Below are 16,647 nucleotides of genomic sequence, written 5' to 3'. Positions count from 1 at the left end.
AAGAACAAATGTTTGCTATACTAGAAATGATAGGAAAACAGGATATAACTTTAGCAGAGCGGGAGAAATGAGTGATGGAGAGGAAAATTATACATGTGGATATGGATGCCTTCTTTGCAGCAGTGGAACAAAGAGATCATCCTCATTTTAAGGGGAAACCTGTGATCGTAGGAGGAAGTAGTAAAAGAGGGATTGTTGCCACCTGCTCCTATGAAGCTAGAAGGTATGGGATTCATTCTGCTATGCCGATTTTTATGGCAGAGGAAAAATGTCCTCATGGTATCTATTTACCAGTAAGGTATAGTCGATATAAGGAGGTTTCTAGAGAAATCTTTAATATTTTTTATGATATTACTGATTTGGTAGAGCCTTTATCTATTGATGAAGCCTATCTAGATATAACTGATGTGAAAAAAGAAGCCATTGAAGTAGCACATTATATAAAAAGAGAAGTGATGAACAGAACTGGATTAACCCTTTCTGTAGGAATTTCTTATAATAAATTTTTAGCCAAGCTGGCCTCCGACTGGAATAAGCCAAATGGCATTAAAATTATTACAAAGGATATGATTCCTGAACTATTAAAACCGTTATCTATCAATAAGGTATATGGCATAGGGAAAAAATCCGCTAAGAAACTAAATGCAATTGGTATATTTACTATAGAAGATATGATGGACTTGACAGAGGAATATTTAGTACATTTTTTAGGGAAGATGGGAACTGAGGTTTATCATATGATTCGAGGTGTGGACAATCGACAGATACAGACAGGTAGAGAAATAAAATCTATTGGTAGAGAAACAACATTGCAAAAGGATACTAGAGATAAGGAATACTTAAAAGAAATATTACTAGTTTTTGCTAAGGATGTAGCAAACTCACTGGATAAAAGAAACCTATCGACAAAAACGATTACCATAAAAATGAAGGAAGCTGATTTTATCAATCATACCAAAAGTAGAACCCTTAACTATCATCTTGATGCAGTGGAGGACATATATAAGGTAGCATGTGACATTTTAGATGAGCTGGTCTTGGAGAAGGATCTAAGACTAATAGGACTTTCCGTATCAAACTTTGGTGAAGAAGAAATGCAGCAGTTAAGTTTTTTTGAATAATAGAAGTCTATTAATTAGGCTCACTTGAGTTATTAGAATACTAAGTGATAAGTGAAGGATTCATTAGAGATTTTCTTGGAAAAAGAAGACCTAAGCATTAGTTGATGACTAATGTTTAGGTCTTAAAATTTTTAAAATACATATTAAAAATTTTGCGTTATCTAGAATTAAGACTGGCACAATTATAAAAAAACTCCTGAAAAGCTGATAAATTTGAACTTAACATATTAGGTATTGACTCAATACAAAAAAAATAATATAATAAAAATAGCGCACAAATTTAAAAGATCGCATTAATATCCTAATTAATTATAACACAAATATAAAAATAAGTCAATATTTTTGTGAATTCATTGTGAAATGGAGGTATTTTTATGGGTTTTCTTGATATTATTCCTAAAATGGAGTTATCTTTTATTGAAGATGGGGCTCATGAGATCATGCTTACAAATGAGATTTCAAAAACTTTTGGATTAAATCTCTCATCCCAGGATTCGCGGGAAATTATCATTGCTAGGAATACTACTTTAAAAGACTATGGACGGATTGAAGTGGACACTGAAATCACTCGTAAAATAATTATGCAGTTTTGTTCATCTCCATATATTCAACAGGATGATTACATGGAGACAATAATAGAGATTCAGGATTTGTTTCATTATATTAAGAATGAGCTAGATGATAATATAGGAGATGATGAACTGATTGAAAAACTTGCGGATTTATATAACTATAAATGTTTTGGGGTGTTCGAACTATTAGAAGGAAGGGAAACGGAAAATATCATTAGACAATACAAATTTGGAGATGATTATGATCAAGAGTTAAAGGAAGAAATAGATGAGCTTAATTAGGAGAATAAAAAAAGTTTGGAGGGTTAATTATGAAATCGATAATTGGAATAAATAAAGAAGCATTAGATCAAAACCAGTATTTAGCTTCGCTTATAAATGAAGGAATGGCGGCGGGACTAGTAGGTGTAGAATTTAGTAAAAGCATCTCTTTTGATTTGATGGAAATTTTTAAAGAAGTTATGAGGATGTATACAAGGGGAGAAAGTACTACTTTAAAAGCTGAAACAGCGGAGGGGTTAATGCAATCCATTGTATATTCTCTCGATCTTTATTTAATGAAGTATAGTGCTCCAGAGGATGCCATACTTCATTTAAGGTCATCCAATACGAACATGTTCTATAAAGAGGCGATAGAGTATGTAAAACACTACATCGAAGAGACGAAAAATCTATACAGAGCAATTGAAACCAAACGGATAATTATACCAAATGTGGTCTATAACGAAACCTTTACAAAAGCAATACCAGATTTCTTTGCAAATTATGATGTGATTTTCTCTGCTCAAGATACGTCAACAGATATAGATTATCCTTTGGTTTTTGACGATATGTCTATAAAGGGGATAATGTACATCAGAAGATATCTTGAAGCTTTTCAATTAGAAAATGAATTTTGCCGTAAATTCAATCCCTCAAATATAACTGCTTTACTTGAAGCTTATGGAAAGTTTAATAGACTAAACTATGAACAATCTCCCATAAACATATTTGAGTTGATATTCAATAATATTGTTTTTTTAACATTGCTAGATAAAAATAAAAGCTATGAAAATCTTTTTATTTCGGCTATAGAATTTGAAATGATTGAAGAACAACTAAATAGATTAGAGAAATCTGAGATAAAAAATCTCATTTCGGAAGGCATAAACAGAGTCATGCATAACTTAGAGATTAATAGTGGTAACCTTAGGGATTTAATCTATAGGTATTCTGATTCTATGATGATCCGTTTAGAAAATGCATTAGAACACGGCAACCTTAGAAATATGGTTATTTTAGAAGTGGTAACGCAGTATAAAGAGCAGACAGTTTTAGAAATAGGATATAGAATGGATAATAAGGCCTTTAGGTTTGTCTATAGAAAAATAATGGATTGTTCTACCGCTGAAGATAAAATGATTTTGTTGGCGAAGTACGTCCATTCTTTAGGTGATTTTGTTGATTTGTTAAAAGCCGACTGCTTTTATGAAAAAGAATATGACTATGTCTTTGGAAGTTTAGGAAATTTAGAGCTAAGCACGTTAATTACTAGTGAGCTAAAGGAATATATACTAAGAGGTGAAGATAAGCTTTCAGTGCTATTTTCTAATACTATAGTTTACAAATATGCTTGGGAAAAAGCTTTGATTGATTGGTTAAGAGCTGTAGATAAAAGTCGTCTGCAAGATATTGAATTATTGGTTCATAAAAACCTAGTTAATGAGATTGTTTAGATGGAATTAGTGGAGAAACTTGGACTAACATAAAAGTTAAAGAACAAACATTGAGTTATCTACTTATAAATTAAGCTTCACTTTATAAACATATGTTTATAAGAAAATTCAACATCAATTTACAAAATTTCCACTAGAAAAATCATAATAAATAAAAGGATTTAAGAGAAATTTGTCTAATTTTAAGTAATAGATAAATTTTGTTGATAGAAAAGCTATCTTTGGGGAGGATACATTGTTGAAAAAGATATTAACCATTACTTTAATACTTACTGCACTAATTATTGCTTCAACCTTAGGATTTGCAAAATACATAGGCAACACCTATGTTTACGGCAAATCAGCTGCTATGGATACTTTGTTGAACTTTTTAAGGATTACCCATGCAATGCAGCTAGAACCATTAGAGGAAGAGGAACTAAAAGCGCTAGCAATCATCGCCGATGAAATGAAAAAGTTGGCCTATAGTGAAGATACAGATTCGTTTCAAGTATCTTATATGGAGAAAAAATACAATAACATCATAAGAAGCGTTCCAGTGAAAGAAGGAGATAAAGCGGAAGCTATTCCTGTCTTGATGTATCATCATCTATTATATGATGAAGAAAATACCTATATAGATAATGATAGTGTAATCACCGTTGAGAGTTTTGCTGAACAGATGAAGCTTCTGCATGAAAATGGGTATCGTACTATTACTTTAAATGAACTAGAAGCATTTCTAATAGGAGATTTAGAATTGCCTAAAAAAACTGTAGCAATTACCTTTGATGATGGCTATCTAAGCAATATTGCTTATGCCTATCCAATTTTGAAAGAGTATAACTTTAAAGCCAGTAACTTTATTATAAGTCATAAGCTAAAAGAAATCACTGAAGAGTTTGATCCTTATCAACTGCAGTATCTGGGTTGGAAGGATATGGTAGATACATTAGATGTGTTCACCTATGATAATCATACCCATGATTTACATAGAGTGGAGGATCACAAGGGTTATCTAGTTATTAAGCCATTGGAAGAGGTTGTTAGGGATCTAAGCATGAATATGGAGCTGATGGGTAGTCCCTACTTTGCCTATCCCTATGGACAATACAACACTCATACCCTTCAAATTTTAGAACGATTAGGTATGCGGATGGCCTTTACAGTTAAGCGAGGACATGTAAAACCAGGGGATGACTTACTACAATTGCAACGTTATGGTATTTGTCCTAAAACCACTATTGAGGATTTTAAAAAGATAATTGATTTGCATTAACAATATTGATATTGAATGTAAATATACGGCTGCAATAGAATGAAATATAAATAATACTTGTTTAATGGAACTGTAGTCACTACGAATGGTCTTTATAAAATAACTGATATTACTATAGAAGAAGCCACAAAACTTATCAAGGAGTATGGATTTGTGTCTGCAGACCACCAGAAGGAGCTGTATTAAATGGTGAAGAGATTGAAAAGGTGGGATATAGCTTTAACCTGATGGAAAGGATTGAATAAGGGGGGAGAGAAAATGAAGGAAAAAATTGAAAAATACATAAAAGAATTCGTAAAAAAATACCCAGAAGTAAAAGGTACTGAAACAAGATGGAAGGAGCCTTTGATAGCCTATGCTGATGCAAAGAATCCTATGTTTTTGGAACTAAAAAAGATCGTAGTTCCTACCCATGGGATACCGACAGATTTTCTTCAGGATGCTAAAACAGTAATCACCTATTTTCTACCCTTTGAAGGAGAGGTTGTGAAAAGCAATATTAAAGGAAAGGAAAGCTCCAGAACGTGGGGAATGGCCTATATAGAAACCAATCGATTAATATTGGATTTAAATACCTATCTACATGAAAAAATACAGGAACTAGGTTATCAATCTACGATTATTCCTGCCACCCATAATTTTGATGTGGAAACCTTAATAAGCGAATGGTCTCACCGACATGTTGCCTATATTGCCGGTTTAGGGAAATTTGGATTAAATAACATGTTCATAACGGAAAAGGGATGCTGTGGTAGAGTAGGAAGTATAGTAACTAACATAAAAATTGAAGCAACAGAAGTTAAAGAAGAAGAGTATTGTCTATATAAAACAAAGGCTATATGCAAAAAGTGTGTTGAAGGATGTATCAATGGAGCTTTAACGGTGGATGGATATGATCGACATAAATGCTATGAAATGTGTTTGCATAATGATGAGTATTTAGGAGATATAGGAGTTACCGATGTATGTGGTAAGTGCATGGTAGGAGTACCCTGTTCTTTCAGGAATCCAACAAATCCTCCAAAAATAAGCAATAACTAACAATGAAAATTCTGATAAGTATACACTATTATAGACATGTGACTCTATACTTGAATTTTAATATACACGGTTTACGGTTTTGCCCCTGGCGGGAAATCATAGCCAAGGACTGCAAATGTAGCTCTTAGTATATTAAAATTCATGATCACATATCTATAAAACTTACAAGGGTATATCTATACAATTAAGGGGGAAAAAGAGGAAGCATGGGACGAAGGACGGGCATTATAACATTGATTTATTTATTACTGGCAACGATGCCTATTTATGCTAATGTACCAGAAATAGACACAGTGTATGAAATGGAAATGGAAAATCAAAATGCTGAAGCAAGCTACTATCATCAACAATACAAAACATTGGATAATGAAACTGAAAAAAAAGTTAGGCTTTTTGATTTATCCTACGGTGAGGCTAAAAAGATACCGGTATTGATGTATCATCACCTTTTAATGGAGGAAGAAAATACCTATGGGAATAATCCTGCGGTGATAACAGTAGAAGCCTTTGAAGAGCAAATGGCATATATGCATAAGTATGGTTTTAATACGATAACTTTGCTTGAACTGGAGAAATTTTTAGAAGGAGAGTTAGAAGTTCCCAAAAGATCAGTAGTGATAACTTTTGATGACGGATATTCTAGTAATTATCATTATGCCTATCCTATATTAAAAAAATATGGATTTGAAGCCAGTATTTTTTTGATAACGCATAGTGTTAAGGAGGTTTCAGAACCTTTCACACCTATAAAAACCACTTCCTTGGGGTGGGATCAAATAGTCCATGGGATGGATGTTTTTGAATATGCAAATCATACCCATGACATGCATGTGCAGGATGAGAATGAAATTCCTTACTTGCTTACAAAGTCGTACAATAAGATTATGCAAGATTTAGCAATGAACAAAAGCATCACTCAAAGCAACTATTTTGCCTATCCTTATGGAAAATACAATGAGATGACTTTAGATATATTGGAAGAACTAGGGTATACATTAGCCTTTACAACAAGGACAGGCTATGTACAACGTGGAGATTCGTTGTTGCAGTTAAATCGTTTTGGCATATATCCTACTACCAGCATGCTGCGTTTTAGAGCGATAATACATGGTATTGGTTAGCAGAGTAGCTTCTTAAGCAGGATAGATGTGGAGAAAATTTAATATTTGGTGATATAGAAACCCCGTAAAGGGGTTCAGACTGTTGAAAAACCTCCATCTTCTTCGTTGCTTCGAAAATCCAGCATCTTTACGTATTTCTGTATACGCTGCGGTCGCTGGATTTTCTTGCGCCTCGAATCTGAAGGCTTTTGAACAGTCTGGATTTTGTTGACTATTTCAACAACCTCAACCCCGTAAAGGGGTTTTTCTTTTGGGAAAAAGCTGGTAAAAAATATGGTTTTATATATGGATACATGGGTATCAATTTTATCAAGCTAGAAGAAATAATAGCCATGACATCTTGATTTATGGATATACGCCTTTGGAATTTAGGGGCGTATACCTATAAGGGAATATATAGACCTTTACCATAATAAAATTACTCATAGAGTATTAGGAGGTGTTTTGTGTTGAAGTACAATATTTTAATTGGTGGTGAAGCTGGTCAGGGGATGGATACACTGGCGGTTTTACTAGAAAAAATCTTAAAGAGACAGGGATATTATGTATTCTCTAATAAAGATTATATGTCTAGAATTCGAGGTGGACATAACTTTATTCAACTTCGATTTGGTACAGAGACCATCGTTTCTCATCATCCAGTTTTAGATGTGATGATAGCACTAGATCAGAGGACAATAGAAACTCATATTGATAGACTTCAAGAAAAAGGCATAATTATTTGTGATGATTCATTGCAATCTGAGGATACTAGGGTAATCTCTATGGCCCTAAAGGAAACAGCTAAGGGAATTGGCAACATAAAAGTATTTGGGTCTATAGCTATAGGAGCTGTAATGAAACTGTTTGGGTTAACCATAAACCAAGTGGAGGAAGTATTTAAGGAGAAGTTTGATGGTGAGACAAGTATGGTTAATATCGCTGCTTTTCAGAAGGGATATGAATTGGTAGAGAGTTATTTTCAAATAGACAGTCCTGCAGAAGATAACCATATATTAATTAATAGTAATCAAGCAATAGCTTTAGGAGCATTGGCGGCAGGAGTAAGTTTTTATGCTGGTTATCCAATGACCCCAGCCACCAGCATAATGACCTATTTATCCGAAAAACAGGAGGATGCCGGTATTGTAGTAGAACAGGTGGAGGATGAAATTTCTGCGATTAATATGGCAATAGGAGCTTCTTATGCAGGGGCTAGGGCAATGACAGGAACCTCTGGAGGGGGATTTTCACTCATGGTAGAAGCATTGGGGTTAGCTGGAATAACAGAGACACCTTTAGTAGTGGCAAATATTCAAAGGCCAGGGCCAGCTACAGGGCTGCCTACCCGGACAGAGCAAAGTGACTTAAGTTTTGTGCTAACAGCATCCCATGGAGAAATCCCACGGATGGTGATTGCTGTAAGAAATCCAGAGGATGCCTTTTATCAAACAGCTAGAGCTTTAAATCTAGCGGACAAATATCAAATGCTAGTGATTTTATTAGGAGATCAATTTTTATCGGATGCAATGGAAACTATTGAACCTTTCGATTTCGGCAGAATAGCTATAAACCGATATTTAGCGGGAAAAGAGGTCGTTACAGAGGATGAATACATAAGATATCAACTGACGGAAAATGGACTATCTCCTAGAATAATTCCTGGTAAAAATGAAGGTCAAATTGTTTTGGTGGATAGTGACGAACATAATGAATATGGTCATATTACAGAAGCAGCAGAGATTAGGAGTAATATGATGGAAAAACGTATGAAACGAATGGTTTATCTTAAAAAAGAGATCTTAGAGCCAAATTATTATGGTGTGAAGCATCCAGAGGTTTTATTACTGGGATGGGGTTCTATGGATGGGCCATTGAAGGAAGCGATAGAGTTATTACAAAAGGATGGTATAGGGGCTGGCGCATTAGCATTTGGAGATTTATATCCATTGCCAACGAAGCTATTAGATAAGTACAGCAGCAGCGCTTTAAAAATTATTAATGTGGAACAAAATTATACAGGTCAGTTGGCTAAGCTTATTCGGCAAGAGACAGGAATTGTTTGCCATAACAGTATATTAAAATATGATGGCAGACAAATGAGTGGTTATGAAATTTATTTAAGGTTGAAGGGGGAGGTGTTATAGATGCTGGAAATAAAAATGTACGATTTCAACGATGAAATAGCATGGTGCCCTGGATGCGGAAACTATAGTATTTTACCGGCATTAAAAGAAGCATTGGCTGAATTAGAATTAAAGCCCCATCAGGTGGTGGTGGCTTCAGGTATAGGGCAAGCCGCAAAATTACCCCATTATATCAATGTGAATGGTTTTAATGGATTGCATGGAAGGGCAGTACCTCCCGCCAGTGGTATTAAAATCGCAAATAAAGACCTAAAGGTGATTATTCATTCAGGAGATGGGGACAGCTATGGAGAAGGTGGAAATCATCTGATGCATGGGATTAGAAGGAATGTAGATATTACCCATTTTGTCCATGATAATCAAATATATGGGTTAACAAAAGGCCAAGGTTCACCGACGACAGCTCAGGGTCAAAAAACTACCATGCAGTTGGATGGAGTAAGAATGGAGACCCTAAATCCATTGGCATTAGCTGTGAGCTTAGATTGTAGTTTTGTTGCAAGAAGTTTTTCAGGAAATAGAAAGCACCTTGTTTCTATTATGAAGGAAGCTATGAATCATAAAGGATATGCTTTGGTAGATATTTTGCAGCCTTGTGTAATCTTCAATCAAGTGAATACCTTTAAATGGTACAAAGACCGTGTTTATTATTTGGATGAAGGTTATGATCCTACTGACAGAGTAGCGGCTTTTCAAAAATCTCTTGAATGGGAGACTAGTATACCATTAGGGATTATCTATAAAACAGAAAAGCCTAGCTATATTGATAAAATATCTTATCTAGCTGGAGGATCAACTTTAGTAGATAGACAGTGGCAGCCTGAGGATGCGGAAAAATTTATGAAGGATTTCATGTAAAAGTTCATAGGATACAGTCCTAAATATTTATGCATAAAATCAAATAAACTTCCATATTCATGAGGTGCCTGTAGGATAATGGTCAAATACAGAGGCTACTATAATTATATGGAGGTGAAGGTTCTAGAGACAGGCATATGATGAGATATCTGGTATCACTAGGTTTTACAAAAATAAGGCTATAGGTTAAAATAAACTAGTACTGAAAGTTCTTTGTACCTAATAGGTAATTAGAGATTGATATAAATAAAGATAAATATGACTTATTATATTGTCTCTCAAAGTGAATTTTTAATGATTTTAAGAAGAATTTGTATTGATAAAAACAAAAAACCGTTAAACAATGCGGTTTTTTTTTTTATTTAATAGGAAACGATAAATATTACATACTTGAAAACAAGTTGCAGTTTGCAGTGCTAGTTTCTAATAAGCAAGTAGTTGATTTAGCTGTGCGGGTACTTGTTTTATCGAAAATCAAGCGATAAATCTTTTAAAAAATCTTTTAATTCACTTTGATGATGGTAGAGAGAACAGATTGGCAGTTTTTTAAAAATATAGGGGTGTCAAACTTGACACTACCCAAGAAAACAAGGAGGAAAAGAAATGATAGTAAGAAAAAAATTAGTATTAGGTGTAATAATGATTATTTTAAGTTTAGCAGTTGCTGGTTGTGGTGGAGAAAGTGAGGAACAGGCACCAACGGACGAGAAACCAACGATTGCTATAGGTGAAGTTCCCTATCCACATGAATGGGTTCCAGCAAATATTATAAAGCATGTAGCAGAAGAATTAGGATACTCTACAGAAATGGTTGAAGGAGATATTGGGTTTATGTTCTTAGGATTAGCTCAAGGTGATATTCACATATTCCCAGATGTTTGGTTACCTACACTACATAAAACCTATATAGACCGTTATGAAGACCAGATTCAATTGACAGGTATACTTTATGAAAACATAGATATGGGTTGGGCAGTGCCTTCTTATGTAGATATTGATTCTATTGACCAGTTAAAGGATAGAGCAGATGAATTTAACAATCGAATCATTGGAATAGAGCCTAGTGCTGGAATGATGGTGACCTCTATGGAGACGATTGAAGCCTACGGATTAGATGAATTTGAGCTTTTAGAAGGAAGTACACCAGCGATGTTAGCTGAAGTTGAAAAAGCAATTCAACAGGAAGAACCAATTGTTTTTTTAGCATGGAGACCACATACGATGTTTACTAGATATGATATAAAGTTGTTGGAAGACCCTGAAGGCATCTGGGTATTAGATGATGCGATAACAGGTGTTTATCCAGAACTAGAAGAAATTGCTCCTGATCTTTATGAATTTGTACAAAACTTTGAAATTGATATACAAGAAATAGAAGGTATGCTAGAAGAAATGGAATTAAACGATAGAGATATTGAGGAATTAACAAAAGAGTGGATAGAAGAAAATAGAGACAAGGTAGATGCTATGTTGGGAAATTAAAATGAATTTTGTTAGGAAAGTTAATGAATTGGTTTACACAGAATCAAAGTTTTAAATAATCTATTTAATTCAGATGAGGGACGCCTCATCTGAATTTTCACTGCTATAATCTATAAATAGGAATAGATCAAAGGATAGAGTGATAGAAAGGTGAAAATAATGATAAAAGTTGAAGTTGAAAATTTATACAAGATTTTCGGAAAACAACCTGAAAAGGCAATAAAATTGCTGGAAGAAGGTAAGAGTAAAGAAGAAATTTTAGAAAAAACCAGTCAAGTGGTTGGACTTATGGATGTTTCCTTCTCCATCTATGATAGAGAAATCTTTGTAGTGATGGGATTATCGGGGAGCGGAAAATCAACATTAATAAGATGTCTAAACAGGCTGATAGAACCTACTAGCGGTGATATAAAAATTGATGGCAAGAGCATCATGAAGGTACCTCACAATGAATTACTTGAAACTCGAAGGAAAAAAATGGCTATGGTCTTTCAAAGCTTTGCTCTACTACCCCATTTAACGGTAGTTGAGAATGCGGCATATGGATTAAAGATACAAGGAGTTTCTAAAGAAGAAAGGCTTAAAAAGGCAAAACAGGCATTAGAAACTGTAGGATTAAAGGGTTGGGAAGACAGTTATCCCCAACAACTCAGTGGAGGAATGCAACAGCGTGTAGGTCTCGCAAGGGCTTTGGCTAATGATACTGATATTTTATTAATGGATGAAGCATTTAGTGCATTAGATCCTCTTATTAGAGGAGATATGCAGGATGAGTTGATGGAATTACAGAGTAAAATGAACAAAACAATTATTTTTATTACGCATGATCTAGATGAAGCATTAAAATTAGGAGATCGAATTGCACTAATGAAGGATGGGAAGATTGTTCAAATAGGAACTCCAGAAGAAATTCTGCAAACTCCTGCTACAAGATATGTAGAACGCTTTGTAGAAAATGTAGATAGAACCAAAGTATTAACAGCAGAAAATATCATGATAAAACCAAAGCCAGTGGTTTATTTGAAGGATGGCCCACGTGTTGCTTTGCATAAGATGAAGGAGAATGGGATCTCCAGTATTTTCGTCGTGAATCAGAGTAAAGAAATACAAGGATTATTGATGGCTGAAAAAGCAGCAGAAGCAATAAAAGCTGGAAGTGACACTTTAGAAGCCTATTTAGAATCAAATTATACAAAAGTACCACCTGACATGATTGTAAGCGATATATTTGAATTAATGAGTGAAGGGCGCCCTATTGCAGTAGCTTCAGAAAAAAATCGATTATTAGGAATTATTGTAAGAGGTGCCATTCTTCAAGGGTTAGCAGGAGGGGGGAACTGGAATGAATAATTTTTCGATACCTCTAAGTGAAGTAGTGAACAAAGCTTTTGATGAAATTGTACCTTCTATTACGCCAATAACGAATACTATAAGTAGAAACCTTGCCACCATTATTGATAAATTTGAAGGCTATTTGCTGATATTACCTCCTTGGATTATGATTATAGTTGTAGGTGCGTTAGTAGGATTTTTTCTAAACAAAAAGCTAGGAATTTTTACCATTGCAAGTTTGACATTTTTGTTAGGGCTAGAGCTATGGAGCCAGACAATGAGCACATTATCTCTAGTATTAACGGGAACGATAATATCACTTCTCATTGGAATACCATTAGGAATTCTTTCATCACAAAGCGATGTTACGGAGAGAGTTTTACGACCAATACTAGATTTTATGCAGACATTACCAAGCTTCGTCTATCTAATTCCTGCTGTTATGTTTTTTGGATTGGGGAAGGTATCTTCTTTGGTGGCAGTTTTAATATTTTCTATGCCTCCAGCTGTTCGATTAACCAATCTAGGAATTCGGCAAGTACCAAAAGATATGGTGGAAGCAGCTAGGGCTTTTGGCTCCACAAGACTACAAATTCTCTTGGGTGTCCAGCTACCTTTAGCTTTATCTACCATTATGGCTGGCGTAAATCAATGTATCATGATGGCACTTTCTATGTCAGTAATTGCTGCTATGATTGGAGGCGGTGGTCTTGGAAGAGACATACTTCGAGCCATGCAGACGGTAGATATTGGATTAGGAGTAGAAAGTGGTATTGCTATTGTTTTATTGGCTATTCTATTAGATAGAATTACAGAAAATATAGCAAAAAGTAAAAATAATATTTAAAATATGGAAAAAAGAATTATTTTGGTTTGTGAACTCGTTTCATTAAGTTGGAACATTGAGGAATCAGATGGAGAAGACATAGAAGAGCGTTTCTTGTGTTGTGGTTAGTAGAGGATGTATATTATGAACGTAATTATTTTACAAGGAAATTAGAAGGTGCTGGTTACAGCAATGATATTTAATGATGTTCTAATAGAAGGTGTTAATATATTTGTTCAAGTATATTAATACCTTCTATTTTATCTTTTTAAAAACATAGGATAGTAGTATAATGAAATTACATTACTTACTTAATGCTTATGTATAAATAGAAAAATATTATAATAAAAAGCCTTCAGCCTAAGCAGATCAACCGCTAAAACGATAGAGATACCATCCTGTAAATCATTTTGCAATGGTGTTTTTTTATTTAAAAAAGAAAATAACAGGTTAAATTAACCAAAATAAGGATAATATATTAACTAGGAAGACGATATTATATAGGATAACTATATAATAGAAAGGTGGGTCATTTTATGGTAAGTATTACAAAGTTTTTGATAGGAACTAATCATTTTGGGGATTCCCTAAGATATAGACATGGAGCAAAAAAAACAGTAAATGGAACAAATGAAGGGCATGGACCGGTTGTTGCTTGGAATATGACAAGAAGCTGCAACTTGAAATGTATACATTGTTATATGGATTCAGACTGCAAGCGATATGAAGGGGAATTAACCTATGAAGAGGGAAAAAAGTTTATAGAGGACTTAGGTAGCTTTAAAGTACCAGTGCTCCTTTTTTCTGGTGGAGAGCCTCTTGTGCGAGAGGACTTTTTTAAATTAGCAAAGCACGCAATAGATTGCAATATTCGCTCTACTATCTCAACAAATGGAACCTTAATCAATAGAAAAACTGCGGAAGAATTTAAAAAAATCGGAGTAGGTTATGTGGGGATTAGTCTAGATGGGCTAAAAGATACAAATGATCAGTTTAGAGGACAAAAAGGAGCCTTTGATGCAGCTGTGAAGGGAATAGAAAACTGTGTGGCAGTAGGTCAGAGGGTAGGTTTGAGGTTTACCATTAATCGACATAATTATAAAGAACTAGGAGATATATTTAATTTAATAGAAGATTTACATATCAATAGAGTTTGTTTTTATCATTTAGTTTATTGTGGTCGCGGGAATCAAATGATGGAGGAGGACCTTTCCCACCAGCAGTCAAGAGAGGTGTTAGATTTCATTATTGAAAAAACCTTAGATTTTCATAGAAGAGGATTAGATAAGGAAATTTTAACAGTAGATAATCATGCGGATGCTGTATATCTATATATGAAACTAAGAGAAATAGATCCAGAAAGAGCGAGGGAAGTATATCAACTTATGCAAACAAATGGAGGAAATCGCTCTGGTATAGCTTTTGCTAATGTAGATAGTATGGGAAATGTACATCCTGATCAATTTACTCAAAATCATATTATAGGAAATGTACGTGAGAAATCCTTCAGTGAAATCTGGAGGGATACCTCTCATCCAATTCTAGCAGGACTTAAGAATCGAAAAGACTTGTTAAAGGGGAGATGCAGCACATGCAGGTGGTTAAAGGTATGCAATGGTAATTTTAGAGCTAGAGCAGAGGCTGCAACGGGGGACTTTTGGGAATCTGACCCTGCCTGTTATCTGACAGAGGAAGAAATTGCAATATAGGAGGGAGAAACTTTGATCATATCTTGGAATACAACCAATCAGTGTAATATGTATTGTAAGCATTGCTATAGAGAAGCGGGAGCAAAGGCTGATGAAGAATTAAGTACAGAAGAAGGTAAAAAGCTGATAGAGGAAATCGCGAAGGCTGGATTTAAAATTATGATTTTTAGTGGAGGAGAGCCTTTTATGCGGGAGGACATCTTTCAGTTGGTAGAGCATGCAAAAGAACAGGGGTTAAGGCCAGTCTTCGGTACTAACGGAACATTTATTACACTAGAGGTAGCGGAAAATCTAAAAAAAATTGGGGCAATGGGAGTAGGCATTAGTCTCGATAGTCTTTCCCCTAAAAAGCATGACGAACTCCGCTGTTATGAAGGTGCTTGGCAAGGAGCCATTGATGCTATGAAAAATTGTAAAACTGCAGGATTACCCTTTCAGATTCATACAACCGTAATGGATTGGAATCAAGAGGAATTGGAGGAACTAACAGATCTGGCAGTAGAGGTAGGGGCTGTAGCTCATCATTTCTTTTTTTTAGTGCCTACTGGAAGGGCGGTGACAATTGAAGAAGAATCCCTAAAGGCAGAGGAATATGAAAATGTTTTGAAGAAAATTATGATGAAGCAGAAGGAAGTTTCTATAGAATTGAAGCCTACCTGTGCTCCTCAGTTTATGCGAATAGCTAAGGAAATGGGAATGGAGCTTCGCTTTCAGCGGGGATGTTTAGCAGGAACTTCCTACTGTATCATTAGTCCTAGGGGCAAAGTACAGCCTTGTGCTTATTTAGATATGGAAATTGGAAATGTAAGAGAAGTTCCCTTTGATGAGATCTGGAATAAAAGTGAAGTTTTCCATAAACTCCGGACCCTTGAATATGGTGGAGGTTGTGGTAGCTGTAAATACAAAAAAAGCTGTGGAGGATGCAGGGCCCGGGCTGCTTTTTATCATGAGGGAGATTATATGGCAGAAGAACCTTGGTGTCTATACCATGGAAGAAAAGGGGTGTAGTTTTTGGATCTATTAGATAAAAAGTTGCTGACAATGATACAGAGCGATTTTCCTGTTGCTAACAAACCCTATCAGGTAATTGGAGACATGTTAGATATATCGGAGGCAGAAGTTATAGATAGAATAAAAAGATTAAAGGAAGCTGGAATCATTAGAAGGATCGGGGGGGTGTTTGATTCTAGAAAACTAGGCTATTATAGTACTTTATGTGCTTTAAAGGTATCTGAGGAAGAAATAGAGAAGATTGCTGCTATAGTGAATGCAATCCCAGGTGTTACTCACAACTATGTCAGAAATCATGCCTATAATATGTGGTTCACCTTAATAGGACCCTCTAAGGAGGAAGTAGATAATACGATAAAAGACCTAAAGAGAAAAATAAAAGTTAAGGAAATCATGAATTTACCTGCGGTAAATTTTTTCAAGGTTAGGGTGAAGTTTGATTTATATCAACAGTGTAAGTAAAACAAGTGGTAAT

15 protein-coding genes are annotated in these 16,647 nt (G+C 34.9%); all 15 read left to right on the top strand.

Going from position 1 to position 16,647, the window contains the following annotated elements:
* The first annotated feature begins 74 nt into the window (after window positions 1-74).
* The 15 genes from CHB72_RS05765 (at window position 75) to ahbA (ending at window position 16,634) form a co-directional block, all read left to right on the top strand.
* A complete protein-coding gene (locus tag CHB72_RS05765; RefSeq protein ID WP_089281916.1) occupies window positions 75-1,121 on the top strand; it encodes a DNA polymerase IV in 1,047 nt (348 codons plus the stop codon).
* A 374-nt stretch (window positions 1,122-1,495) separates the two neighbouring features.
* Window positions 1,496-1,975, top strand: coding sequence for a DUF6323 family protein (locus CHB72_RS05760; protein WP_089281915.1), 480 nt, complete (start codon window positions 1,496-1,498; stop codon window positions 1,973-1,975).
* A gap of 29 nt (window positions 1,976-2,004) precedes the next feature.
* A complete protein-coding gene (locus CHB72_RS05755; protein ID WP_089281914.1) occupies window positions 2,005-3,408 on the top strand; it encodes a DUF6179 domain-containing protein in 1,404 nt (467 codons plus the stop codon).
* Between the two features lie 238 nt (window positions 3,409-3,646).
* Window positions 3,647-4,666 (top strand): polysaccharide deacetylase family protein, encoded by a 1,020-nt coding sequence (locus CHB72_RS05750; protein ID WP_089281913.1) that lies wholly within the window; start codon window positions 3,647-3,649, stop codon window positions 4,664-4,666.
* A 57-nt stretch (window positions 4,667-4,723) separates the two neighbouring features.
* On the top strand, window positions 4,724-4,852 hold the full coding sequence (locus CHB72_RS28215; protein ID WP_242975046.1) for a YddF family protein: 129 nt from the start codon (window positions 4,724-4,726) through the stop codon (window positions 4,850-4,852).
* A 72-nt stretch (window positions 4,853-4,924) separates the two neighbouring features.
* Window positions 4,925-5,707, top strand: a complete 783-nt coding sequence (locus CHB72_RS05740; protein ID WP_089281912.1) for an epoxyqueuosine reductase — start codon at window positions 4,925-4,927, stop codon at window positions 5,705-5,707.
* A 206-nt stretch (window positions 5,708-5,913) separates the two neighbouring features.
* Window positions 5,914-6,828: a polysaccharide deacetylase family protein gene (locus CHB72_RS05735; protein WP_089281911.1), complete on the top strand. Its 915-nt coding sequence runs from the start codon at window positions 5,914-5,916 to the stop codon at window positions 6,826-6,828.
* Between the two features lie 449 nt (window positions 6,829-7,277).
* Complete coding sequence (locus CHB72_RS05730; protein WP_089282053.1) at window positions 7,278-8,954, top strand: 2-oxoacid:acceptor oxidoreductase subunit alpha; 1,677 nt, start codon at window positions 7,278-7,280, stop codon at window positions 8,952-8,954.
* Complete coding sequence (locus CHB72_RS05725) at window positions 8,955-9,812, top strand: 2-oxoacid:ferredoxin oxidoreductase subunit beta (protein ID WP_089281910.1); 858 nt, start codon at window positions 8,955-8,957, stop codon at window positions 9,810-9,812.
* Window positions 9,813-10,415: 603 nt separating this feature from the next.
* Window positions 10,416-11,294: a glycine betaine ABC transporter substrate-binding protein gene (locus tag CHB72_RS05720; protein ID WP_089281909.1), complete on the top strand. Its 879-nt coding sequence runs from the start codon at window positions 10,416-10,418 to the stop codon at window positions 11,292-11,294.
* Window positions 11,295-11,453: 159 nt separating this feature from the next.
* On the top strand, window positions 11,454-12,644 hold the full coding sequence (locus CHB72_RS05715; RefSeq protein ID WP_089281908.1) for a quaternary amine ABC transporter ATP-binding protein: 1,191 nt from the start codon (window positions 11,454-11,456) through the stop codon (window positions 12,642-12,644).
* On the top strand, window positions 12,637-13,473 hold the full coding sequence (locus CHB72_RS05710; protein ID WP_089281907.1) for an ABC transporter permease: 837 nt from the start codon (window positions 12,637-12,639) through the stop codon (window positions 13,471-13,473). The genes CHB72_RS05715 and CHB72_RS05710 overlap by 8 nt, the downstream gene beginning before the upstream one ends.
* A 515-nt stretch (window positions 13,474-13,988) precedes the next feature.
* Window positions 13,989-15,161, top strand: a complete 1,173-nt coding sequence (gene nirJ1 / locus CHB72_RS05705) for a putative heme d1 biosynthesis radical SAM protein NirJ1 (protein WP_089281906.1) — start codon at window positions 13,989-13,991, stop codon at window positions 15,159-15,161.
* Between the two features lie 12 nt (window positions 15,162-15,173).
* Window positions 15,174-16,169, top strand: coding sequence for a putative heme d1 biosynthesis radical SAM protein NirJ2 (gene nirJ2, locus CHB72_RS05700; protein ID WP_089281905.1), 996 nt, complete (start codon window positions 15,174-15,176; stop codon window positions 16,167-16,169).
* A gap of 3 nt (window positions 16,170-16,172) precedes the next feature.
* Window positions 16,173-16,634: a siroheme decarboxylase subunit alpha gene (ahbA, locus tag CHB72_RS05695; RefSeq protein ID WP_089281904.1), complete on the top strand. Its 462-nt coding sequence runs from the start codon at window positions 16,173-16,175 to the stop codon at window positions 16,632-16,634.
* Window positions 16,635-16,647 lie beyond the last annotated feature (13 nt).

It is taken from the genome of Anaerovirgula multivorans (assembly GCF_900188145.1).
GTDB lineage: Bacteria > Bacillota > Clostridia > Peptostreptococcales > Natronincolaceae > Anaerovirgula > Anaerovirgula multivorans.
Note: the sequence above shows the minus strand (reverse complement) of the source record. Positions and strands in the feature narration are given on the sequence as shown.